The organism is Sinomonas gamaensis, assembly GCF_005876955.1.
GTDB lineage: Bacteria > Actinomycetota > Actinomycetes > Actinomycetales > Micrococcaceae > Sinomonas > Sinomonas gamaensis.
Window position 1 is genome coordinate 89,551 of the sequence record NZ_SSCL01000010.1, and the last position, 24,395, is coordinate 113,945.

Below are 24,395 nucleotides of genomic sequence, written 5' to 3' on the forward strand. Positions count from 1 at the left end.
CCGCCTTTCGTGTCGTTGGGGCCCGCACGCGCGACGACTGTCACAGCTGGTCCCGCTACTCAACCTCGGCCGGTTGTTCCTTCTGTTTCACGTGAAACATCGACTCGCGAATCTCCATCTCTTGAGATTGATGCTTCGAGTCCCATTGGAAGCCAGCTCGCCCACGAGACGAAGCGCAGGGAGCGATTGAGCGAGCGAAAGCTACGTAAGCCCGGGTCCACCCGCATCTTCACCGTGTCCAACCAGAAGGGCGGGGTAGGAAAAACGACGACGACGGTCAATATCGCGGCAGCCCTCGCCGCTTCCGGCCTAAACGTTCTCGTGATCGACATCGACCCGCAGGGGAACGCATCGACTGCGTTGGGGATCGAGCACCACGCCGACGTCGAGAGCATCTACGACGTGCTGATCAATGATGTCCCGTTGAAGGACGTGATCAAGCCGTGCCCAGACGTGGAGCGCCTCGAGTGTGCTCCTGCTACCATCCATCTCGCCGGTGCTGAGATCGAACTCGTCTCGCTCGTAGCCCGAGAGCAGCGGCTGCGTCGTGCGATCGAGCTGTACGCGAAGGAAAGAGCCGCTCAAGGGCTGGAGCGGCTGGACTACATCTTCATCGACTGCCCGCCGAGTTTGGGCCTGCTGACTGTCAACGCATTCTGCGCAGCGACCGAAGTGCTGATCCCGATCCAATGCGAGTACTACGCCCTTGAAGGACTGAGTCAGCTCCTGAACAACATCCAGATGATTCAGAAGCACTTGAACGCTGACCTTGAGGTATCGACAATCCTGCTGACGATGTACGACGGCCGGACCAACCTCGCCGCTCAAGTGGCTGCCGAGGTTCGAGAGCATTTCCCGAACCAGGTGCTCGAGGCGCTCGTTCCGCGGTCAGTGCGCATTTCGGAGGCACCGAGTTATCAGCAGACGGTGATGACGTACGACCCGTCGTCGACGGGCGCCCTGTCCTACATGGAGGCAGCGGCAGAGATCGCCGAGCGCTAATCGTGCCTAATGGTCACACCCTCGGCTGTGGGGGTTTGAAGGAGGAAGTTCGCGCATGAGCGAGAAGCGCAGGGGCTTGGGCCGTGGCCTTGGAGCCCTGATTCCTAGTTCGGGGACTGCCTCGGGGGGAGCGGGTGCATCGTCGCGGCCCGTGGACCTCTTCTTCCCTGACAATCGTCTCCCCGCCGAGCCAGCCCCGGCCGAGCAGGCAGCAGCGGAGGAAGAGTCCCCGGCGGAGGCCCCCACGCCTACTCCGGCGGGCGGTACCGAAGACCGTGTGTCGGCAACGGAGGAGATCCGCGAGTCCCAGGTCTCGTCCGCTGACGACCCTAGTGCTGCGGTAGAGGCCAAGCCGGCAACCCGCTCCGCTGGCGCTGAGCGCAAGGCAGGCGAACGGAAGGCAACGGCGCAGGGCTCCGATGACCTCGACCTCGTTGAGGTACCGGGTGCGCAGTTCGCAGAGCTCCGCGTCGAGGACATCCACCCGAACCGTAAGCAGCCTCGGACCGTCTTTGACGAGGACGAGATGGCCGAACTCGTTCACTCCGTGCGCGAAATCGGCGTCCTTCAGCCCATCGTTGTTCGGCGGTCAACCGAAAAAGGTAGCGAAAGCTATGAGCTCGTCATGGGCGAGCGTCGGTGGCGCGCTGTTCAGCAGGCGGGGCTCGAAACCATTCCGGCGATCATCCGTGACACCACGGACGATGATCTCCTTCGTGACGCGCTGCTCGAGAACCTCCATCGCAGCCAGCTGAATCCGCTTGAAGAGGCGGCGGCGTACCAACAGCTTCTGGAAGACTTCGGGACAACGCACGAGCAACTGGCTGATCGCATTGGCCGCTCGCGGCCGCAGGTCTCGAATACGATCCGTCTCCTTCGACTTCCTCCGCTTGTCCAGCGTCGAGTTGCTGCCGGCGTTCTCTCTGCTGGCCATGCCCGCGCGTTGCTTTCGCTTCCAGATCCTGGCGCGATGGAGAGGGTCGCGCAGCGAATTGTTTCTGAGGGGTTGTCTGTTCGGGCAACGGAAGAGGCGGTGGCCCTTTACCAAGAGCCTTCGGATTCGCGTCGTTCGAACCTTCCCAAGCCCAATGCGCGCCACGAACGCCTCGATTTCCTCGCCTCCACGCTGGCGGATCGTCTCGACACAAACGTCAAGATCACGCTTGGTGCCCGTAAGGGGCGCGTGAGCATCGAATTTGCGAGCGTCGAGGACCTCAATCGCATTATGAGCGTCCTGAATCCGGGGGAGGAGTAGCCCTCTGGCCTCTCCTTCGCATCAGCAAGGGGCTTCCTCAATTTGAGGAAGCCCTTTTGCATGCTGCTCTGCGCCCGCGCCGCTCGTTCCCACGGTGTTTCACGTGAAACGGGAGTTGATCCTATGTAGTAGGGGAGGCGAGGTTGCGGGCTTTGGGCTGTAGCGGTTATGCCAATGTAGGTCGTGGATCATGTCTCTGGCCTCCCGGCAACCAGGTTGGATGCGCTTCCCAATCGTCAAAACCCGGCTCCAACACTTCACCACCAATGTCGGTGCCCTACCCTTCACACCAAAAGTGCCCTCGACTGTCCCTACGTTCCGCGATGAAAGCTGCGACCCTGAAACTTTGTGCCGAGGTTTTTGGCGTTCAAGCAATGCATCCGACAGTGGCGGCGCCCTTACTACTGGCTCAGGCCGCGAGCGAATGCAGATGAAAAGCTCGCGTCTCATTTTGTTCAGCGTCGTACCGTCGGCGGAGGTAGTCGTCTCTCTGCAGACATAGCCGCTTCCCAACCCCTCGTACTTCCTACATTCACGTTGGAGCGCCACAACTCTGACGACCGCCGATCCTACTTCGCCTCAAAGGGTGAATAGGACATGTCGTTGGCATCGCTCTGTTCGTCCTGACAGGTGAGCGGAGAAGGGTGAAAGGTGCGCTACAAGACGGTTTCTCGGGGCGTTGGTCCCTTCAGCTCGTTGGCGTGAGCCCGAGCTAGTACGTTTCACGTGAAACGGACGGCCCAAGCGCACATCGACAGGGCAATGCGGGATTTGTCCGCCTCTTCGAGGGCCCGTCTGCTCTGAAACTCGTCGGTTGTAGCGGAGAGGACCACAGGTGCTGGGGGATCCTTCCAGGTGTGCGTGTCTTCAGGGCGGAGTGGGCGACGTATCGGTCTGGGAAGTGCCCGGAAAAGCACCATCCGCTACACACGCGCATCCGTCCTGTGCAGGTAGGCCCGGCGCCACTCGAGCTAACGAAAAGCCCGCGTCGACAGAGAGCGGCGCGACCGCGCCAGGTGGCCGCAGCGAGCCGGGAAAGGGCCAACGTGAAAGTGGCTGGCCACCATAGGGAACTGTGTGGTGTGGCAGATGCTTTGACGAAGCCGAGCACTGCATCCTCTGTCGCGGTGGCCCGCCTTCTCTGAGGCGGTGGCAGCAACGCGATCAGGTCAAGCCGAAGACTGAGTGATCAGATATTCTCCTGGCTCGTGGGGGCACCGCCCCGTGGGGTACCGGACCGTAGGCCGCGGAGGGAAAGAATCAGGCCCGACTCCGTCCACCGTGCGCTCTTCGGGGGACGGTCATAGGTACCAGAAGGTGTTTGGCGGAAATCGCAGAGGGGGAACGCCGGCACCGCGGTGTTTCACGTGAAACACGCTTCCTCCGCGAGGTGGTCCCAGGCAAGCTCCTGCACTTGCTCCGGGATGGGGGCTGGGGAAATGTCTGTGGATAAGTCCCAGCCTAGATTGTGGAAACAGGTGTGGATAACTTGGGATCCATCTTCACAGGAGTACGGTCGGCTGTGGATAAAGGGGTGGACCGGGAGGAGTTCGAGCGAGCCGAATCCTCCGTGGTGAGTCAGCGTAATCGTTGGCAATCCACGACTTACGCTGGGCCGATATGGCCCTGGCGGCCTAGACGGGGATTCGCCACGTCATGGTAGCTATCAGCGTTGAAATTAGGCGGGATTTCGACCGATCCCGGGCTATTGCTGAGTTCCGGAAACCGGATGCTAGCGGTCTCGCGTTTCATGACGCAGAGCACTGGCCGCGGCAGACCGCTGGCGATGCTCAAGCTGTCGGCTCTGCAGACCCAATTTGTCCGCGAGAAGGTGACCTTTTCCACATCTCGTGCTCCCCGGTTGTGGATAACTGCTGTGGATCAAGCTGTGGATAACGTTTGGTCCCGCGGTGGAAAAGGACCAGGGTATCCCTGTTGTCGTTTGGCGCCGTGCCGACAAGTGGTGGTGCGGCGCGGGGTAGAACAGCAAGAGGAATACCAGATCAGGCGGTTCATAGAACTCAGGAAGGCCCCGCAAGAGCGCCGGCAATAGGACCACCGGCCTTCAGCGATGTGCCCAGAACAGGATGCTGTCAAAGCCACGTCGATGCTTGCGGCTTGGCACTTCGGGTGTTTCACGTGAAACAGGAAGTTAGGCGCTCAACGGTCCTGGACCGGGACCGAGAATGAAATTTCCTCGACTAACATTTTGACCGGGGGAATGGGCACTTACGCTAGGTCACTGCGGGCAGGGGCCCGAAGGGCAAAGTGGCTGGGATCGGTCGGGGATGGATCCCGCCTTGAAATGGCTCCTATTGCAGCTACGGGAAGCGGCCCTCGCATGATCCGATTTCCGTCGTCACCGGAGAGATCGCACTGTGGCGCCCTTGTGTCCACCAGGAAGCGCGAAGTCGCGGACAATGTCCGATGGAAGCTGATGACGATGTCGACTCCTTCTCGAAGCCGGAGCGGGGAGGCTTGTCCAGCTGCTGTGGCTGCGCCCAGCTGTTGTGCCTGGTGGCTATACGTGTGAGAGAGCCGGTTTTGGGTGAAACGCGGGAGCGAACACAGTGCGGTCCATTCTGTATCAGGAAGCCCGGTGCAACCGTGAGGACCGTTGGTGGCGGGCTCCTATTCGACCGCGATCGCAATTCGCTATGCACGGTGGAGTTACGTCCCCACCCAAGGTTCGTACTTCGCTTCCAAAGCAGCGGGAATCCCAGTGGCTAGGACATCGAACGTGCCGTTGGGATTCCGGCGCGTGCAGGAATTCCCCAGATTCACGGCAGCACGCGTTCCCAAGTGTTCGCGTGTTTTGGGCGCCCTTGCGGCGCGAAATCCATCTCTACGGCCGGTGTTCGGGCGAGACTCGGTGGCCTACAAGCTGTTCATGCTCTTACAGCTGGCCCGGCGGGTCATGTTTCACGTGAAACAGGACCGAGGAGCTCACTCCTGAGTCGAGCAGCGTTTCACGTGAAACTGGCGATGGCTTGAGGCGCAAAAAAGGGGGCGCAGCGTTCGCTGCGCCCCCTTTAGGGTTGCGAAAATAACGCTACTTGGCGAGAACCTCGGACCATTCCTTCTCAAAGTACTGCTTGGGACGAGCTCCGATGACGGTGCCCGTGACCTTGCCCTTCTCGAAGAGATATACCGCCGGAATCGAGGTGATGCCGTATTCCGCCGCAATGTTCGGGTTGTCATCGACGTTGACCTTCACGACGTCGACCTGGTCCGAGTACTCGACAGAGATGTCGTCGAGAATAGGTCCCAGCTTGCGACACGGGCCGCACCATTCGGCCCAGAAATCGACAATCACGGGCTTGTCGGAAAGGAGGACCTCATCGGTGAACTGGGAGTCGGTGACCTCTCTGGCGTTGCTCATATCTGCCTTCCGTTTGAGTGGGATTGATTAGGCTTGCTGTGCTGCGAGCGTGGGAGCTTCGAGATTCGCGAGGTAGTGCTCTACATCGAGCGCCGCAACGCAACCCGAACCAGCTGCAGTAATCGCCTGGCGGTAGGTTGGATCGACCACATCGCCAGCCGCGAAGACGCCGGGAACGTTGGTACGCGAGGAGCGACCCTCGACGGCGATCGTGCCGTCCGCGGTGAGCTCGAGGACGTCCTTCACGAGTTCGGTCCGCGGGTCGTTCCCGATGGCAACGAAGACGCCAGTAACGGACAATTCCGACTCGCTCCCGTCGACCGTGTTGCGGAGCTTGAGTCCCGTTACCTTGTCCTCTCCGAGAACGTCGGCCACTTCGCTGTTCCAGGCAAAGGAGATCTTGTCATGGGCGAGGGCGCGTTCAGCCATGATCTTCGAGGCGCGCAGAGAGTCACGACGATGAACTACCGTCACGGAACGTGCGAACTTCGTGAGGAAGAGCGCTTCCTCCATGGCGGAGTCGCCCCCGCCGATCACGGCGATGTCCTGCTCCTTGAAGAAGAAACCGTCACACGTGGCGCACCAGCTCACACCGTGGCCGGACAGTCGCTTCTCGTTGGGGAGACCGAGCTCGCGGTAAGCCGAGCCCGTTGACACGATCACGGTGCGGGCGAGGTGCTCTTCGCCGTTCGCAAGCACGATCCGCTTGACCTCGCCGTCGAGATCCACAGAGGCGACATCTTCGAATTCGATCTGCGCGCCGAACTTCGTTGCCTGCTGCTCGAGCTTGTCCATAAGGTCCGGGCCTTGGACACCCTCGGGGAAGCCGGGGAAGTTCTCAACCTCGGTCGTGTTCATCAGCTCGCCGCCTGCAGTCACCGAACCGGCGAAAATCAACGGCTTGAGGTTGGCTCGCGCTGTATAGATTGCTGCGGTGTATCCAGCGGGACCGGATCCTATGACGATGACGTCGCGGACCTCGGCGGCGTTGCTCTCGGCAGTGCTCACGGGCGAATAACCTCTTCTTCTGACGTGCTGGACTCCGTACGTCCACAGCTCACAACATGTCGACGGGCGCTGGTATTCCGGGCCCGGTCGTCCATCAAGCGTACCGAAGGCCGGTACGCGGCCGTGAACCAAGATGACGAAGGCCGCCAGGATGTGATCCTGGCGGCCTTCGAGGGAAAGCGGCGCGGGGGCGTCGTCGTCGTTCTATTGCGCCTTGATCTCGGCGAGCCGCAGGCCATACGGGTAGACCTTGAAGTTCGCGAGCTTCGGCAGGGCATTGATCTGGATGATCACGTACTGTGCCTTGACGGCGGTCGGGAGCTGGAAGACGAGTTGAGGGCCGTTGAACGAGCTCGTCCCAGCCAGCGTGGCACCGGCGAGATCAGGGGCCGCATTGGTGTAGACGCTCACGCTGCCCCCGGTCGCCCCGAGCTGGTCGAGCTCCACCTGCTTGATGTCGGACACGTCCTTGAGCTTCACTGACAGGGCAAGGCTCTTTGCGAAGCCGCCCCAGTCCTCGCGGGCGAATTCCATATCCGACCAGTAACTCGCCGGGTTGCCGTCATACGTGGCGGGCAGCTTCGCGTCGAACTGATTCGCGAAGGTCAGCTCGTTGGGGTTGAGTCGGGTGACCGACTCGATGACGGGGGCGACGGCCGGTGCCGGTGCCTGAGTCTGCCCGGGCGACGGCGATCCGGACGAGGTGGCGGTAGGACCATTGTTCGCTGATCTGGTCCCGCCCGCCTGGGGCTGGAAAACACTTCCGAGCGTCGTGAACGCGAAGATCAGAGCAGCGATGAGGACCACCGCGAGGATGCCCCCGACCAGCCACGGCACGGACTTGGGGCGCGTTGATTCGTCGTCCTCTTCGAGCTCGTCGTCGCGATCGAAGAAGCTGCCCGAGCCGCTTGACCACGACGAGTCGCGAGCCTGGGGCGGAAACGCGGTGCCGCCAGCAGGCGCTGACGGATTACGGGGAGCTGCAGCAGCGGGAGTTGTCCTCACGGTCTGCGTGGGCTCCGGTTCGGTGGCGCGAGGAGCGCGCTGCTCGGACCCGCCAGGCCAGGGTGTGACCTTGGGAGGAGTCGGGGCTGGCTGCTTGGACCCCGCAGCTGCAGCCGCCGCAGCAGCGGCCGCAGCGGCCGCAGCACCGGCGGCGCCGGCACCGGGCCCGCGCTGCGGGGTGTCTCGCCCCGGGGTCTCTCGCTGCGGGGCTTGGGGCTGACTGGCCTGTGGCTGGGTGGCGGCGGGCCCAGCGGCTGCGGACTGGGTCGAAGGCCGGGCGGGCTGAGGCCTGTCGGGCTCCGGCTGCGACGACCGCGGCGGTGCCGCTGGCGGCGGCGGAACTGGGCGCGCGGGAGCGGGGCGCTGCTCGACCGGAGGCTCCGGCCGAGACGGGGCCGCTGGCTCGGGCTCGGCGTCCGAATACTGGATGTAGTCGTGCTGGCCGTGGTCGTACAGTCCGTCGTACGTCTCGGGCTCCCGCGAGCGGGCCTGTCCGAAGATCTCGCTGCCGAGGCTCTCGGTGAAGAACGGCTCTACGTACGGCTCGTCCTGCGCCACGATGAGGTCGAGCAGGTCCGCGGCCTGAGCGTGATTCGTGATCAGGTACGTCGCCCCGTGGCTGGTTCCCAGGTCGAGCACCTGAATCCCCACATGACGCTCACCGGTCGCCACCTCACGCGCACTCTGGGCCAGCTGCTCGGCGTTGTGCGGGGCCGAAACAAGAATGCTCACGGGACGGTTGAGGATCTGATCGACCCCGTCGAGGACCAGATCTCCATCGTGCGACTCCACGATTGAGGACGTGACCTTGTACCGACCGCCGAGCACGCTGCCGACGTCGATGGACTGGGACACGGGTACCTCCTGCAAAGTCCGCCCCGGCCAGCCCGGACATGCCGGGCCCTTGCTATCAATCGATCCTAGCGGACGGTATCCCGACAGCTTGCGTCAGGCGACGGGCGGCAACCGGCGATCCTCGAATCAGGCGTCGGGGAAATGAGGGTTGCTCCCGGGAGGGCCTTGATAGGTGCGTCGCCCCGGGACCGGCTGGTTGGACTCGGATGCCGGCCGGGCGCGATACATGCTCGGATCGAATTGGCCGGAAATGCGGGGAATGATGCCTGTGTCATCAGACAGGGTCGGCGCGGTCTCCCGGAGCGCATACACGGGCTGACGCGGCTCGGCCGGTTCCTGGCCCGCTTCGGCGGGGACACCGCCGTCGTCCGCTGCTTGAGCAGGCGACGGCGCCGCCCCGCGCCCGCCGAGGCGGCCCACGATGGGCCGCAGGAGGTCTCGCAGCTCGGTGACGCCGAAGAGCCGCAGCAGGATCAGATAGACGATGAGCATGGCGACGCCGATGACGACGATCGAGGCGAGAGCGCTGTAGATCGAGCTCCAGATGAAGCCTTCGCGCGAGAGGCCGCCCAGGAGCCATACGGCGAGGGCCCCGACCACGGCCGCGCCCAGCGCTGCATACCCCATGCGGATGTACGACCTGGCGACCGTGCCGCCGTCGAGATGGCCGAGTCGCCGCCTGAGGTAGGCACCGCTCAGCACCACGGAAAGGATGTTGCCGACCGTATAGAGCAGTGCGATCGCGAAGATGATGTAGCGCGCGGGCAGGAACTGGATGAGGGTCGCCCCGACGACGTTGAGGACGCCGAGCCAGACCTGGATCTTGAACGGCGTCTTGGCGTCTTCATAGGAGTAGAAGACGCGGGACATCATGAAGTTCGCGCTCAGGAACGGGGTGCTGAGCGCGAGGATGCTCAGGGTCTGGGCGAGCATGACGCCGTCCGTTGCGTGGCCGCCCGAGAAGAACATGCCTAGGGGTGCCGCGAGGGCGAAGAGCGCCAGGGCGCTGAAGACGGTCGCGACGGCCATCGTCCGCAGACCTTGCGAGAGTGCGATGCGGACCCCGCGGCGATCACCTGCCTGCGAGGCTTGCGTCATGCGGTTGAAGAGGACCGTGGCGAGTGAGAGGGCAATGATCGAGTGCGGCAGGAGGTACAGCTGGCTCGCCATCTCAAGGACGGTGTTGCCGGGGATGAACTGCCAGGACGGGTCATCCGCCTCGCGCAGCCGCTCGCGGACCGCGCCGGGCTGGGACGCGATCTTCATGAGATAGAGGAACGTGAGCTGGCCGACGGCGGTGGTCGCGAGCGTCCATGCGCCGATACGGGCGGCTGCCCCCAGCCCGACACCGCGCCAGCCGAACTTGGGCCGCAGCCCCAGCCCGAGGCGCGCTACCGGGATGATCAGGATCGCTGTCTGGATGACGACGCCGATGGTCGAGGCGCCGGCGACAAGCAGGGTCTGCCCCGTCCCCCAGTTGTCGAGGGTATGCGGGTGCCCGGCATTGCTGCCGAAGATCCAGACGAACATGCCGAGGCCCGCGATGGCCACGACATTGTTGATGACCGGCGCCCACATGGCGGGCCCGAAGGCGCCGTTGGCGTTGAGGACTTGGGTGAGCAGGGCGTAGAGCCCGTAGAAGAAGATCTGCGGGAGGCACCAATAGGCGAAGACTGTGGCGAGCGCGAGCTGCTGGTCGCTGTAGTCGGAGGTGGTGAGCCGCATGACGAAAGGGGCGGCGATCGTCACGATGGCCGTGAGCGAGAACGTCACCAGGACGCCCAGCGTGAGGAGCCTGCTGATGTAGTCCGAGCCCCTGTCCGGGGCGCGGCTCGCCTTGATGATCTGCGGCACCAAGACCGTGTTGAACACGCCGCCCGCGACGAGCAGGAAGATCAGGTTCGGCAGGTTGTTCGCGTTGACGAAGGTGTCCGTCACGGTGGAGCCGAGGCCGAGGGCGATGACAAGGAGGAGGGACCTGACGAAGCCGAGCACGCGCGATAGGAGCGTGCCGACGGCCATGATCGCGCTGGACTTCGCCTCGGAAGCCGCGCCGTTCGATGCAGCCATCAATCCGTCACTTCAGCAGATGCTCCGGGAGGACTTCCCGGGCCAAATCAGCGATGCGCCGCTCGTTCGGGAACGACAGCCGGCGGGAAAGCTCGGAGATGGGGACCCACGCGACGTCGACCGCCTCCTGATCGGGATCATTCTCAATGGTCAGCTCGCCGCCGGTCGCTTGAAGCAGGTAATGATGGACGGTCTTGTGGACGCGGTGCCCCGTCACGGTGAACCAGTAGTCGATGCTTCCAAGGGGCGCAAGAATGCGTCCGTCGATGCCCGTTTCCTCGCTGATTTCGCGGACGGCCGCCGTCTCATTCGATTCCCTGCCCTCGGGATGGCCCTTCGGAAGGCACCACTCGAGGCGCCCGCCTCGATTCAGCCGCGCAATGATGGCGACGGGCAGGTTTGGGTCGCTGGTATCCACGATGACGCCGCCCGCAGAGATCTCCTCCACAGTCGGGAGCGAGTGCACGTACGTTTGGCCCGCCGGAGCGACGTGCGGTCCAATCGCGGACGGCAGCGGCGCACTCCTCCTCTTCTGAGGATCGCTCGGCAGCGGGATCACCATGCAGTCCACTCTAACCAGAAGCGTGTGGCAATGGTTCGAGCTGAGGGTGCGCCGTGCTGCGCACTGCCCACCACGATCGGCAGGTACTTGGTAGATCTGCCAAGCTTTAAGGACTATGGCACCAGAAGACACCCACCGGGGGCGCACTACCGAGCCCGAATCACCTTCCGTCGACTTTGCGGTTGAGCCCATGGCGCTCGAGCTCGGGCGGCGGTTCGTCGATGCCGGCTTCGAGCTCTCGCTCGTCGGCGGCCCTGTGAGGGATCTCTTCCTGGGCCGGACCTCGCCCGATCTGGATTTCACCACCAATGCGAGCCCCGATCAGACGCTGGGCGTCATCAAGGGTTGGGCGGACGCCTTCTGGGAGATCGGCAGGGACTTCGGCACCATTGGGCTTCGCAAGGACGGCTTCCAGATCGAGGTCACCACGTACCGGGCGGAGGCGTACGACGCCGAGTCGCGGAAGCCCGTCGTCGCATTCGGCACGTCTCTTGTCGATGACCTGAAGCGGCGCGACTTCAGCATCAACGCCATGGCGCTGCGCCTGCCGTCCCTCGAGCTGGTGGATCCCTTCGGCGGGGTCCGGGATCTGCACGCCGGGGTCCTGCGCACGCCGGGCACTCCCGAGGATTCGTTCTCGGACGATCCATTGCGGATGATGCGGGCGGCGCGCTTCGCCTCGCAGCTCAGGGTCGACGTGGCGCCCGAGGTCCGCGCGGCGATGACGGCGATGGCGTCGCGGCTCACGATCGTGTCCGCCGAGCGGATTCGGGACGAGCTGGTCAAGCTCATCAACGGTGCGTCGCCCCGCGCCGGAGTCGACCTTCTGGTCGAGACAGGGATCGCCGACGTGGTCCTTCCCGAGGTGAGCGCGCTCCGGCTCGAGGCAGACGAGCACCACCGGCACAAGGACGTGTACCAGCATTCGCTCACGGTGCTGGAGCAGGCTGCCGCGCTGGAGACCGGTCCCGACGGGCCCGTCCCCGGCCCGGACTTCGTGCTGCGGTTCGCGGCCCTCCTGCACGACGTCGGCAAGCCGGCTACGCGGCGCTTCGAACCAGGCGGCGCGGTGTCCTTCCGCCACCACGACGTGGTGGGCGCGAAGCTGGTGAAGAAGCGGATGCGTGAGCTGCGGTTCGACAACGAGACCATCAAGGACGTCGCACGCCTCGTCGAGCTGCACATGCGCTTCTACGGCTACGGCGACGCCGGGTGGACTGACTCTGCCGTGCGCCGCTATGTGACCGACGCCGGGCCCCTGCTGGAGCGGCTGCACCGGTTGACCCGTTCCGACGTCACCACCCGCAACCAGCGAAAGGCCGATCGCCTCTCCTTCGCCTATGACGACCTCGAACACCGGATCGCGGAGCTCGCCGAGCAGGAAGAGCTCGCGGCCATCCGACCCGATCTCGACGGGCAGCAGATCATGGCCATCCTCGGGATCAAGCCCGGCCCTGTCGTGGGCCGCGCGTACCGCTTCCTGCTCGACGAGCGGATGGAGAACGGGCCGTCATCCGAGGAGGAGGCCCGGGCCAAGCTGCTTGAATGGTGGGCGGCGCAACCAGAATCGTTGGGGACTGACAAGAAGGAGACCGAGTGAGCGTCGAGGATTTCGGGCTGCCGAGGCTGTGGCTGCTGCGGCACGGCGAGACCGAGTGGTCGCGGAGCGGGCAGTACACCGGCCTGACCGACCTCCCGCTCACCCCCGAGGGCGAAGATCAGGCCCTGGGTGCGAAGAGAACGCTCGACGGCGTGAACTTCGGTCTCGTGATGACCTCGCCGCTTCAGAGGGCGCGGCGGACGGCCGAGCTCGCCGGCTTTCCCGAGGCGGAGATCGAGCCGAACGCTGTGGAATGGAACTACGGCGACTATGAAGGCGTCCGGTCGGCCGATGTGCGGAAGGAGAATCCGGACTACCTCATTTGGAAGGACGGCGTACCCCACGGCGAGACGCTGGATGAGGTGGCGGCACGGGCGGACGTTATCGTCCAGCGGGTTCTTGCCTCCGGCGTCGAGAATGCGCTCCTCGTTGCCCACGGGCACTTCTGCCGAATCCTGACGGCCCGCTGGCTCGGGCTGCCGCCCTTCGAGGGCCGGCATTTCATTCTCGGCACCGCTAAAGTCTGCCGCCTCGGCTGGGACAAGAAGACCCCCGCCGTCGAGGCATGGGGGCTCTGACAAATAATCCAAGAATAAAACTCAGCCGGTGCTTGCAATTCGCTTGCAGCATCGGCTAGTTTTGTTTCTGTTCGTGTGAGGAATCGCAGCAGAGGGGGTCGAGACCATGATGGTGACCAAGGTGTTGTACCGTGGCCTGCTGCCGTTCTCGGGGACTGTGCGCGGCTGAGCCCGCTGCCCTGACGCACGCGGGCGTTCTGACGCCCTTTTCTCTTAATTCACGCCGACGCTTCGGCCTGCCGATTTCGGCTCCTCGATGACCCGCATTGAGCGCGCCTCTTTGGCCTGCGCAATGTGAGGTCTATTTCCTGCGCCCCCGTGTTCAGAGGCGCTATTCCCTTTCATTTGCGCGCCCTTTTTCAGGCCGCCGGCGCCCTCATTCTTTTCACTAAAGGAGGTGACCGTAGTGCTGCGAACGCTGCTGCATTTTCTGCTTGCCCGTCTCGATTCGGGGCGCATTGAAGCGCACCGCGAGGCTGTCCATCGCGCTGTCTCGCTCACGACTCCACAGCGGTAACGTCTGGTCACAGCCGCGACTATCGTGAAGAATCCTTGTGACAGCACAGATTGTGCATGCACAAGGAAGAGGGGACCATGCGCAGGAAAATTGTTGCTGCCCTGGCGGCCGTGACGGCAGCCTTCGGGCTGGCCTTCACCGCTGCGCCCGCCCAGGCGAGCACGGGCGGCACAGCGGATGGCGACACCCACGCGGGCGTCGCGATCATCGTCAATTACACGCCGGAGGGTCGGTTCCGCTGCTCCGCGGTGCTCATCTCTCCGACGGTCCTGCTGACGGCCGGACACTGCACTGCCGGAGTCGTCGGGCGGACGCTCGTCTCGTTCGATTCGTTCATCGCAGAGAAGAACCCGCCGTCGCCGTTCCCCTCCGCAGCTGATCCAAGCGTTGGCTACACGTCGGCTGATCTTGCCGGTCGGATCTCGGGGACCACGTTCACCGATCCCGACTTCGCGAATGCCCCCGCGAAGAACATTCCGAATGACGTCGGCGTGGTGGTCCTCGACCAGCCGGTGGATCAACCGACTTACCCGCTGGCCGCCCTCGGAACGCTCGACCTGGCCCCCGGCGACATTCCGAAGACCACGGTGACCGCCGTGGGCTACGGAGCCGAGCTCGCCAAGCCCGCCTCGGGGCCTCAGCGTCGGGTGCCAGTCTCGTACCCCCTGTTCCGCCGCTCGGTCGATCTGCGACTTCAGCAGGTGGAGTCGGACTACTTTGTGACCCACGCGAACGTGAACCCGGGCGCGGACACGGGAGGCGTCTGCAGCGGTGACTCGGGTGGACCGGTGTTCCTCAATGGCGCGATCGTCGGCCTGGTGAGCTTCGGCAAGCCGGACTGCCTCGCTCTCGACGGAATGCAGCGGGTGGACATCCCGTCCATTCAGAATTGGCTTTCGACTTTTCTGAACCCGACGCCGTAGCCGTACCTCTTGGCGAATCGCCGTCCTGGACTCGCGGTCCGGGGCGGCGATTCCCGTGAATGGCGCGAAAGGCGGCCGGTATGCTCGGAGCCATGGAACCAACTGGGTCGGATGCTCGGTCCCGAACGGTGATCTCGCCGAGCCGAAACGACCCTTTGGTCCATACTCTGTCCGAGGTTGTGGGCGGTCCGCTGGGAGATCACGCTGCGCCCGGGATTATGCGCTCGGGTTGGTGGACACCGGAACTCGTGCTCCTCATTCTGACGACGATCGCAGCGATCGGCGGCGTGCTCATCAAGGGCTATTGCCGGGTGAACGGCTGGACCACGCCCAGCCAGTTCTATGCAACGTGCTACTCGGACTTTCCGGCCCTTTTTGCCGAACGGGGTTTCGCCGACCACGTCCTGCCGCTCTTCTCGCAGGCGCAGCCGTTCGAATACCCGGTCATCACGTCGCTGATCGCAGGGATCAGCGCACTTCTCGTCCCGGGCTCAGGGGTGACGCCTGCAAGAGAGACGGCGTATTTCGACATCAACGCGATCGGGCTCGCGATCATGTGGATGATCGCGGTCATCGCTACGTCCCGCTCCAACGTCCGCCGGCCTTGGGATGGGATGCTGGTCGCGATCGCTCCGGGCATCATCCTGGCCGGGTTCATCAATTGGGACCTCTGGGCAGTCGCCCTTCTGTCTTTGGGGATCCTGGCCTTCGCGAGGAACCGGCCGGTCCTCGCGGGCATCGCGATCGGGCTGGGCACCGCAACCAAGCTGTATCCGGTGTTCTTCCTCGGCGTCCTCGTTGTTCTCGCTGTCCGCACGGGCCGGTGGCGACAGACCGGGTTGACGATCGGGGCCGCGATCGTCTCGTGGGCCGTGGTCAACCTCCCCGCCATTGTCACCAACGCCCACAACTGGGCGTACTTCTTCGACTTCTCGGCCAGTCGAGATCCCGGATTCTCGTCGGGATATTACATCTGGAACCTGCTGGCGGACCGCATGCATTGGACTCGTCTCGCGACGCCCTCGGTCAACCTGCTGTTCGCCGTCTCCTTCGCGGTGTGCTGCCTTCTCATCGCGTTTGTCGCCCTGCACGCGCCGCGGCGTCCGCGGGTCGCGCAGCTCGCGTTCCTTGTGGTCGCGGCATTCCTGCTCACCGGCAAGGTCTACTCGCCGCAGTATGTCGTATGGCTGATTCCGCTGTTCGCCCTCGCCCACCCGCGGTGGAGGGACTTCTTGGTCTGGATGGCCGCGGAGGCCCTCCATTGGGTCGCGATCTGGATGTACCTCGGCTGGACGACGAGCAACGGCCCCGTGCAGAACAACATCGATACTCCTTACTACGTGATCGCCGTCGTGATACATATGATCGCCGTCGTATATGTCTGCCGTCACGTGATCGGGGACATCTATGATCCATCGATCGATCCCGTGAGGCGCAGCCGGCAGGACGACCCGCAGGGCGGCGAGTTCGACGGCGCGCCCGATGCTTTCACCTTGGGAGCGCGCCCAGTCCAACCCGTCACCGCAAGTGAAGGAGCAGCGTGAGCAGCTGGCCAAGGAGAGCAGTTCATGCCGTGGGAGGAATGGATCGCGCGCTCATGAAAAGGGTCGCCGCGTTGCCAGCGGGCCCTTGGGACTCGGGCTTCGCTCTCCTGACGCAGGCCGCCAGCAAGTCCATGCTCTGGGGCGGGATCGCCGTCGGTCTCTCCTCGGTCAAGGGACCGCCGCGGCGCGCTGCCCTGCATGGCTTGGCGGCGGTCGCCGTCGCCTCCGCTGTGGTGAACATCGTCGGAAAGCAGCTGCTCCCGCGCGCCCGGCCGCAGCAGGCGAGCCTGCCGCTCTATCGCTTTCTCAACCCGCAGCCCACGAGCTCATCGCTCCCGAGCGGCCACTCGGCGTCGGCGGTTGCGTTCGCGACGGGAGTCGGTTTCGTGAGCCCGCGCCTGGGCGTCGCCCTCGCCCCCGTCGCGGCCGCGGTCGCCTATTCGCGGGTTCACACCGGCGCGCACTGGCCCAGCGACGTCGTACTGGGCTCGGCGCTGGGCGCTGGCGCCGCTCTCGTGACCCGCTCCTGGTGGCCGCGCCAGGAGGCTGCGCCTGAGCCCCACTGCGAGGCGGCTGAGGCTCCGGCGCTCGACGGCGGGCGCGGGCTGGCCGTCGTCGTCAATCCGCTGAGCGGGAGCGGTGGGACTGAGACCGACGAGTTGCGCGATCATCTCCCGAACGCGCTGTTCCATCTCCTCGGCAAGGATGACGACGTCGACGAGGTGTGCCGGAAGCTTGCGGGTCGCGAGGGGATTCGGGCATTGGCGGTGTGCGGGGGCGACGGGACCGTGGGCGCCGTGGCCGGCGTGTGCGCGGACCTCGGCCTTCCACTCGCCGTCCTTCCCGGAGGAACATTCAATCACTTCGCCCGCGACATCGGGGCGTCCGGCGTCGAGTCCGTCGCCGCGGCCGTCTCCTCAGGGCGGGCGCTGCGGTGTGACTTGGCGCGGGTGCGGGCGGAGCGGGGAGCCCGAGAGGCTCCCGAGGTGCGCGAGCTGGCCATGGTCAACACCGCGAGCATCGGGGTGTATCCGAATCTGGTGAGGCGACGAGACGCCTTGCAGCACCGCCTTCCCGGGTTGGGGAAACATCCGGCCGCCCTGCTTGCCGCGCTCGTGACCTTCGCCGTGAGCACGCCGACCCGGCTTCTGCTGGATGGCCGGTCCCGCGAGATCTGGACGCTCTTCATCGGACGGGGCCGTTATTGGCCACGAGATCTCGCCCCGCTCGAGCGCCCGATCCTGGACGACGGCGTCCTCGACCTGCGCGCGATTAGCGCCGATCCCCGGTTTGCCCGGCTCCGACTGCTTGCTGCGATTGTGACGGGCACCACCGAGCGGAGCCGGGACCTCGAGACCTGGGAGGCACGGCGGGTCGATGTCGAGGCGACCGATGGCGATCTGGTGCTCGCGGTCGACGGCGAAGTGCTCGCCGGCGTGCGTCGGGTCACCCTGACGGTCGATCCCGCGGCCCTTACGGTCTATTCGCCTCGGGTGGCGGAGGACAGCGGACGAGAATGAACGCGTGACTTCTTGCCCGTTCGACCTCGTCGCCATCAGCAAAGGTCTTGCCTTCGCGGGATCAAAGGGCGATCTTGAGCGAGCACTTGCTGGAGGCGCCGTCGTGGTTCAGGCACCTCCGGGCAGCGGGAAGACCACGCTTGTCCCACCGGTCGTCGCGAACCTCCTGAGGAGCAGAGCGGCCAACCCGCCACGCGTCGTGGTCACCCAGCCGCGTCGAGTCGCCGTTCGGGCTGCCGCGCGGCACCTCGCGTCGCTCGATGGCAGCCGGTTAGGCGATCGTGTGGGGTACACAGTGCGGGGCGAGCGTCACGTCGGCAACACGACTCTCGTCGAGTTCGTGACGCCCGGGATCCTCGTGCGGCGCCTCCTCGCCGACCCCTCGCTCGAGGGGACGGGGGCGGTGATCGTCGACGAGGTCCACGAGCGCGGGCTCGAGACGGACCTCGCGCTCGGGATGCTCGCTGAGGTGCGCCAGCTGCGCGACGACCTCATGCTCGTCGCGATGTCGGCGACGCTTGACGCTCAGCGCTTCGCCGCGCTGCTCACGGACGACGGCGGCGCCCCGGCTCCCGTCGTCGACTCGCCATCGGCGTTGCACCCACTCGAGGTGACGTGGGCGCCGTCGTCCGCGCCGAGGCTCGACGAGCGCGGGGTGAACCGCGCGTTTCTCGACCACATCGCGGCGACGGCCGCCTTCGAGCACGACTCCGCTCTCGCCCACGGCCTCGATGCGGATGCGCTCGTGTTCGTCCCGGGCGCGCGTGAGGTGCACGCGGTCGCGGAGCGGCTCAGATCCCGACTCGCGGGCACGGAGGTCCTCGAACTGCACGGCCGGGGGCGGGCGGCCGAACAGGATCGCGCCGTCGGCGGACGGGCTGTGGGAGAGCCGCCTCGAATCGTCGTCTCGACGGCGTTGGCCGAGTCCTCGTTGACGGTTCCCGGGGTGCGGCTCGTGATCGATTCCGGCCTCGCGAGGGAACCCCGGAGGGACGCGATGCGCGGGATGTCCGGCCTCGTGACCGTCTCATGCTCGCGGGCCTCGGCTGAGCAGCGCGCGGGCCGCGCCGCCCGACAGGGGCCGGGCCGCGTGGTGCGGTGCTACGACGAGCGCGCCTTCGCTGCCTTCCCCGCCCAGTCTGCGCCTGAGATTGCGACGGCGGACCTCACCGAGGCGGCGTTGGTTCTCGCCTGCTGGGGCGCACCGGGAGGGAGAGGTCTGGCGCTGCCGGATGCACCGCCGTCGGCCGCGCTCCAGGACGCACTGCGGACGCTCGACGGGATCGGGGCGATTGACGAGACCGGTCAGGCAACCGGCCTCGGTCGGACACTCGCACGAATCCCGGCGGACCCGCGTCTGGGACGCGCACTGCTCGATGGCGCGCCGGTGGCCGGCGTGCGGGAGGCCGCGGAGGCCGTCGCACTCGTCGCGCGAGATCTCCGAGCGCCGGGGGCAGACCTCGGGCGCCTCCTCTCGTCCCTTCGTTCCGGGCACGAGCCCAGCTCTCGCGCCTGGGCGAACGATGTCCGCCGCCTCGAGCGCATTGCGCGGGAGAACCCAGGGCCGGCCTCGGCTTCGGGGACTCCTGGGTTGGCGGCGGATGCCGAGAAGGTGGGTTTCGTCGTCGGCCTCGCGTTTCCGCGGTTCGTGGCGCGCCGGGTGCCCGGCGTGCAGGAGAGGTACCTGCTCGCGTCCGGCAGCCGCGCCGGGCTCCCGGTGGGCAGTCCGCTCGCGGGGCACGAATGGCTGGCGGTGGCCGACGTTTCCCGGGCGGCGGGCCGCGACGCGGCGGGCACCGGTGCCGTGATCCGTACGGCCGCGCCCCTGACGCAGGAAGCCGCCGAATTCGCGGCGAGCCATCTGCTTGCCGACGAGGTTCACGCGCAGTTCGTGGAGGGGCGGGTCGTCGCCCGGCGAGAACGTCGTCTGGGCGAGATCGTCCTGGCGTCGACGCCGGTGCGGCCCTCGCGCGAGGCGGGGCACGCCGCCGTCGCCCGCGCGCTGACTCAGGACGGGCTGGGTGTCATCGGCTGGTCTCCCGCCGCCGACGCGCTGCGCCGCCGCCTCGCGCTCGTGCAGCGCGAACTCGGCGACCCGTGGCCGGACGTTTCCGAGCCCGCGCTGCTCTCGCGGCTTGAGGACTGGCTCGCGCCCGAGCTCGACGCCTTGGCGGGCGGCGCTTCGGTACGCTCCGTGGATCTCGCCGAGCCGTTGCGCCGGCTTTTGCCGTGGCCCGAGGCTGTGCGCTTCGACGAGCTCGTGCCCGAGCGGCTCGAGGTGCCCAGCGGATCCCGCGTCCGGATCGAATACCCTCCACTAGACCATGGCGATGACGGAGCGGACGACGGCGTGCGACCGGTTGTCGCGGTCAAGCTCCAGGAGTGCTTCGGGTGGGCCGAGACGCCGCGGCTCGTGAACGGGCGGGTGCCGGTGGTCTTCCACCTGCTCTCCCCGGCGGGGCGGCCGCTCGCCGTCACCGGGGACCTCGCCTCGTTCTGGTCTGGGCCGTATGCCCAGGTGCGCGCGGAGATGCGTGGCCGGTACCCCAAGCATCCGTGGCCCGAGGACCCGTGGACGGCCGTCGCCACCGCGAAGACGAAGCGCCGGCTCGGGGGCTGATCTCTAGGCGGCGAGCGGGTGGCCGAGGGCGGTGACATACCGCCCGATCGCGTCCTCCGCCGTGGGCACGACCCCGAACACTTCTCGTTGCCGCCTCGTGTCGGCGACGTAGCGGCCAGTCTGGAACCAGTCGATCATCGAGGCCATGTCCTTGACCATCGGGTTCGGAATGAGGCGCCCCGCCGTGTCGATGACCCCCGTGGGGATGCTCCGCACCCGGATCCGCTTGCTGAGGAGGCGACCCGCGATCTCCGCGATGTCCTTCATGCTGACCGGGCGATCCCAGCCGATGTCGATCCGGTCGCCGGGGGTGACGTCGGCGTCGACTGCGGCGGCGAGGAAGGCCGCGAGGTCTGCGGTGAGGACGAAGGTCAGCGGGACGGTCGGCGAGCCGAACCAGCTCAGGCGGCCTTTCGCGAAGGGGTCCCCGCCGAAGCGTGCAACCTGATCGAGGAACGCGCCTGGCCTGAGCGCGACGAATGGCACACCCTGCTCCTCGAGCCGGTCCTCCATCTGCTTCTTGTGCCAGAAGTGGGGCACGTCCGGCGTCTGGTCGCAGGTGAGGATGCTCGTGAGGATGAACCTTCGGACGCTCGCCCGAGCCGCGGCGTCGGCCAAGTTGCGGTTGCCGACCACGTCGATCTCGTCGCTGTCGCCCTTGCTGTGGCGGGTGTAGCCGGCCGCCGTCGTGATGACGGCGTCGGCGCCATCCATCGCCTGGGTGAGCGACGGGGGGTCCATCATGTCGCCCCGGGCGATCTCAACGCCGTCGGCCTCGAGACGCGAGGCGTTCGAGGCAGGCCTGACGAGGGCGCGGACCTTCTTGCCTCGGGACCGGAGCGCGCCGACCACCTGGCCTCCTAGCCAGCCCGTGGCACCGACAACAAGAACTGGCGCATCGCTCATGACCCCTCCTTGGGCCCGCAGAACTCTCGCGGCTGGAACTCTACTCCTCATGACGCGCGGCTGGTACGGTCGCGCCATGCGCGTTGTGGTGAGCGAGTTCATGAGCCTTGACGGGGTCGTGCAGGCACCGGGCGGGCCGCAGGAGGACACGACGGGCGGCTTCCAGCGTGGCGGCTGGTCGTTGCCGTTCTTCGACCCCGAAGTCATGGGTCCCGTCATCGCCGAGATCGCGGAACGCAGTGAGGCGCTGCTGCAGGGTCGGCGGACGTATCAGATCTCCGCGGCGGCCTGGCCCAGCAGGGGCGGCGACCCCTTCGCCGATTGGATCAACGCGACCCAGAAGTACGTCGTGTCCGATTCCCTGTCCGAGCAGGAGCTGCCCTGGGGCCCTGCGGAGCTCATCCGGGGCGGCGCTCTCGTTGACGCGGTGTCCGAGCTGCGGAAGCGGCCCGGCGGCGACATCTACATCTACGGGAGTCTCTCGGTGGTGCGGACGCTGCTTGTGGCGAAGCTCGTGGACGAACTGATCCTCATGATCGAGCCGATCACTCTCGGAGGCGGCAAGACGCTCTTCCCCTCCGACGGAGAGGCGCGGCGGTTCGAGCTGCTGTCCGCGGTGACGGCCCGGACCGGGGTGCAGGTCTGCCGCTATCGGCCCGCATGACGGCATCGGCCCGCCTGACCGCATGGCGGGGATCAGCGCGCCATGGCTGGCTGGGTGGACCGGCTCTTCGCCACTGCCGCCCCGCGGAAGCCCCGGATGATCAGGTACAGGGCAAGGCTGACCTCCCAGGCGAAGATCGGGACGACGGCGAGGCTGAATGAGCTCGGGGCCTGGGGCGTGAGGGCGAACAGCTGCCAGACGTTCACGGCGAACACGAGTGGGGCGCCGACGAGTCCGAGGATCGGGATGATGCGCGGCACGAGGCCCGAGCGGAGCAGGACGGCCGCGAGGACCGCGGTGTTGGCCGGGCAGATGAGGCCCGGGCCCACGATGAACGTCCAGTTGTGGATAGCCGCGAGGGCCTGAATGAGTCCGGCGTTGCCGGTGGTCCCGGTTCCCTGGGCGAGGGCGACGGCGGCGACCAGCGGCGTGACGCCGACGGCGATCACTCCGGCCTCGAGCGTGCGGAGCGCCGCGTAACCGAGGGCCATGCCCTCGTTGATCCTGCGCACCACGGGGAAGAACGCGACCCCCGTCCCCACGATCGCCAGGGAGAGGACGACCTCGAGCAGGGCGCCGAAGAGCGCCTTGCCGCTCGCTCCGTCACCCGCCAGATAGCTGCCGTAGTCGGTGCTGCTGAGGACGGGCCCGTACAGCACCATGCTGGCGATCGACGTGATGTGCGTGAGGAGGAAGAACGCGCCGATGGCGATGGCCGTGCGCCGGGTGGAGCCCATGGTGATTCCGTTCCTTCATTCCGAGGTGTACGGCGTACACCTTCAATGGATCCAAGCTAGGTGTACGGTGTACGCTTGTCAATGGGCGTGAAGGAAGTGGGCTTGTGGCGGCATCGGGAGGCGCAGCGGCGTCGGGAGGCACGGCGCAGAGAGGGCAACTCAGCCGCGAGAAGGTGCTCCGCGCCGCCGTCGCCCTCGCCGATCATTCCGGGCTCGAGGCGATCAGCATGCGCAAGCTGGCCCAAGCGTTGGGCGTCGTGCCGATGGCCTTGTACAAGCATGTGGCGAACAAGGACGAGCTGCTCGCGGGCCTTGTTGACGCCGTGCTCGCCGAGATTGAGCCGGCTCAGGAGGGACCAGACTGGGTGGCGAATGTGCGACGGCGGATCCTCTCCGCGCGCGCGGTCATGCTGCGCCACCCATGGGCGCGACGCGTCATGGAAGCCCAAGCGGCGCCGACGCCCGTGGTGCTCGCCTACATGGATTCCACCATCGGGATGTTCCTGGCCGGGGGCCTGTCCGTGGACCTTGTGCACCACGTCATGCACGCGCTGGGAAGCAGGATTTTCGGCTTCACCCAGGAGCTGTACGAGACGGATCCTGCTTCCGCCTCTGAGCTCCCGCCCGAGGCGGCCGCCGCCATGGCCGCTGCCTTCCCCGGGATCGTCGCCGTGGCTTCGAGTCGCCCGCATGATCCCGACAGCGTCGTGGGGTCGGGGTGCGACGACCAGTTCGAGTTCGAATTCGGGATCGACCTGATGCTTGCCGGCGTGGAGCGCCTCCACCGCTCGGGGTGGCGGTCAGCGGACCATGACCGGGAGGCCGCTTCGGTGCTGTGAGGGGCTGTCGGATCTAAGGGGCAGTGTCCTGCGGTTCCTGATTCCGGGCTTCGTCCAGATACGAATAGGCGGTGACGCGGGAAATCCCGAGTCGGGCCGCGATGCTCTCGACACCCTTCCGCATCTGCAGCACTCCCTGCTGGTCGAGCCGGGTGAGAACGGCGATGCGGTCGTCACGGCTCATCTGCTCCACGGGCTTTCCGATCTCACGGATCGCTTCGGTCACCATCGCGTCCATCACCGAGACCAAGTCACGCCCGAAGAATTCGTTCGGCCGTTCAGCGGTTTCGGCGGACGTCTGACCCAGCAGTCCGTCGAGCAGGCCCTGAACCCGCTGAATGGTGCTGATGTCGAAGTTGATGCAGAGCGCCGCGATGATGCGCCCCGCGGAGTTGCGGAAGTACACGGACGAGCAGCGCAGCTGGCGCCCGTCGCTCGTCAGTCCCCGGTAGCCGAACGCATTGTGGTCAGCCCCCTGGTCGTGGAGCACGCTCGCGCCGAGACTGCTGGAGGGGCCCCCGACTTCGCGACCGGTGACATGCCCGTTCTCGATAGCCGCGATCGTGTGGCCGAGGTCTGGGTCTGGGGCCGAAAGGTCGTGCAGAACCACTTCGCATCCGGGACCGACCGCGGCCGCTACCGCGTGGATGACGGGGCGGAACACGGCGAGGATCTCGTCCACGGATTCATAGGTCCCCATGTGCGCCAGGCCGTCAATGGTCTGCTGGGCCGGACTAGCGGTCATGATGCTTCCTCGCTCATAGGACAGTGTTACCAGCCTCACCCTCGTAGACAAATCGTTAGACCC

18 protein-coding genes are annotated in these 24,395 nt (G+C 66.0%); 10 read left to right on the top strand and 8 right to left on the bottom strand.

Annotation, left to right across the window (positions count from 1 at the left end; genetic code table 11):
• The first annotated feature begins 126 nt into the window (after positions 1-126).
• Positions 127-1,002: a ParA family protein gene (locus tag E5679_RS14025; protein ID WP_138417005.1), complete on the top strand. Its 876-nt coding sequence runs from the start codon at positions 127-129 to the stop codon at positions 1,000-1,002.
• Positions 1,003-1,057: 55 nt separating this feature from the next.
• Positions 1,058-2,257, top strand: a complete 1,200-nt coding sequence (locus E5679_RS14030; protein ID WP_138416906.1) for a ParB/RepB/Spo0J family partition protein — start codon at positions 1,058-1,060, stop codon at positions 2,255-2,257.
• 3,052 nt (positions 2,258-5,309) lie between these two features.
• On the opposite strand, the gene trxA is transcribed toward E5679_RS14030, so the two are convergent.
• The 5 genes from trxA to E5679_RS14055 form a co-directional block, all read right to left on the bottom strand.
• The gene (gene trxA / locus E5679_RS14035; protein WP_138416908.1) at positions 5,310-5,639 is read right to left on the bottom strand and encodes a thioredoxin; all 330 of its coding nucleotides are present in this window, start codon (positions 5,637-5,639) and stop codon (positions 5,310-5,312) included.
• A 27-nt stretch (positions 5,640-5,666) separates the two neighbouring features.
• Positions 5,667-6,647: a thioredoxin-disulfide reductase gene (gene trxB / locus E5679_RS14040; RefSeq protein ID WP_138416910.1), complete on the bottom strand. Its 981-nt coding sequence runs from the start codon at positions 6,645-6,647 to the stop codon at positions 5,667-5,669.
• A 204-nt stretch (positions 6,648-6,851) separates the two neighbouring features.
• On the bottom strand, positions 6,852-8,507 hold the full coding sequence (locus E5679_RS14045) for an ABC transporter substrate-binding protein (protein WP_138416912.1): 1,656 nt from the start codon (positions 8,505-8,507) through the stop codon (positions 6,852-6,854).
• Positions 8,508-8,633: 126 nt separating this feature from the next.
• Complete coding sequence (murJ, locus tag E5679_RS14050; RefSeq protein WP_138416914.1) at positions 8,634-10,577, bottom strand: murein biosynthesis integral membrane protein MurJ; 1,944 nt, start codon at positions 10,575-10,577, stop codon at positions 8,634-8,636.
• Between the two features lie 7 nt (positions 10,578-10,584).
• Positions 10,585-11,091, bottom strand: coding sequence for an NUDIX hydrolase (locus tag E5679_RS14055; protein WP_138417007.1), 507 nt, complete (start codon positions 11,089-11,091; stop codon positions 10,585-10,587).
• A 163-nt stretch (positions 11,092-11,254) separates the two neighbouring features.
• On the opposite strand from E5679_RS14055, the gene E5679_RS14060 reads away from it, so the two are divergent.
• The 6 genes from E5679_RS14060 to hrpB all read left to right on the top strand — a co-directional run bounded on the left by E5679_RS14060 (position 11,255) and on the right by hrpB (position 20,441).
• Positions 11,255-12,739: a CCA tRNA nucleotidyltransferase gene (locus E5679_RS14060; protein WP_138416916.1), complete on the top strand. Its 1,485-nt coding sequence runs from the start codon at positions 11,255-11,257 to the stop codon at positions 12,737-12,739.
• A complete protein-coding gene (locus E5679_RS14065) occupies positions 12,736-13,317 on the top strand; it encodes a histidine phosphatase family protein (RefSeq protein ID WP_138416918.1) in 582 nt (193 codons plus the stop codon). Before E5679_RS14060 ends, E5679_RS14065 begins: the two co-directional genes overlap by 4 nt.
• Before the next feature lie 594 nt (positions 13,318-13,911).
• Entirely contained in the window at positions 13,912-14,757 is an 846-nt protein-coding gene (locus tag E5679_RS14070) for a trypsin-like serine protease (RefSeq protein WP_138416920.1), read from the top strand.
• 248 nt (positions 14,758-15,005) lie between these two features.
• Positions 15,006-16,301 carry a glycosyltransferase family 87 protein gene (locus tag E5679_RS14075; protein WP_249336142.1) on the top strand — a complete coding sequence of 432 codons (1,296 nt, stop codon included), beginning with the start codon at positions 15,006-15,008 and terminating at the stop codon, positions 16,299-16,301.
• Positions 16,302-16,372: 71 nt separating this feature from the next.
• A complete protein-coding gene (locus tag E5679_RS14080) occupies positions 16,373-17,821 on the top strand; it encodes a bifunctional phosphatase PAP2/diacylglycerol kinase family protein (RefSeq protein ID WP_338055913.1) in 1,449 nt (482 codons plus the stop codon).
• Between the two features lie 4 nt (positions 17,822-17,825).
• Entirely contained in the window at positions 17,826-20,441 is a 2,616-nt protein-coding gene (hrpB, locus tag E5679_RS14085) for an ATP-dependent helicase HrpB (RefSeq protein ID WP_138416925.1), read from the top strand.
• A 3-nt stretch (positions 20,442-20,444) separates the two neighbouring features.
• Here the strand turns inward: hrpB and E5679_RS14090 are convergent, their stop codons facing one another.
• Positions 20,445-21,347 (bottom strand): SDR family oxidoreductase, encoded by a 903-nt coding sequence (locus tag E5679_RS14090; RefSeq protein ID WP_138416927.1) that lies wholly within the window; start codon positions 21,345-21,347, stop codon positions 20,445-20,447.
• Here E5679_RS14090 and E5679_RS14095 point away from each other — a divergent pair.
• Entirely contained in the window at positions 21,346-22,011 is a 666-nt protein-coding gene (locus E5679_RS14095; RefSeq protein ID WP_212746956.1) for a dihydrofolate reductase family protein, read from the top strand. The two genes, E5679_RS14090 and E5679_RS14095, sit on opposite strands and share 2 nt — an antisense overlap.
• A gap of 32 nt (positions 22,012-22,043) precedes the next feature.
• Here E5679_RS14095 and E5679_RS14100 read toward each other — a convergent pair whose 3' ends face one another.
• Complete coding sequence (locus E5679_RS14100) at positions 22,044-22,748, bottom strand: DUF4386 domain-containing protein (protein ID WP_138416929.1); 705 nt, start codon at positions 22,746-22,748, stop codon at positions 22,044-22,046.
• Between the two features lie 104 nt (positions 22,749-22,852).
• On the opposite strand from E5679_RS14100, the gene E5679_RS14105 reads away from it, so the two are divergent.
• Positions 22,853-23,587 (top strand): TetR/AcrR family transcriptional regulator, encoded by a 735-nt coding sequence (locus tag E5679_RS14105; RefSeq protein ID WP_249336144.1) that lies wholly within the window; start codon positions 22,853-22,855, stop codon positions 23,585-23,587.
• A 13-nt stretch (positions 23,588-23,600) separates the two neighbouring features.
• On the opposite strand, the gene E5679_RS14110 is transcribed toward E5679_RS14105, so the two are convergent.
• On the bottom strand, positions 23,601-24,332 hold the full coding sequence (locus tag E5679_RS14110) for a helix-turn-helix transcriptional regulator (protein ID WP_171042391.1): 732 nt from the start codon (positions 24,330-24,332) through the stop codon (positions 23,601-23,603).
• Positions 24,333-24,395: the final 63 nt, after the last annotated feature.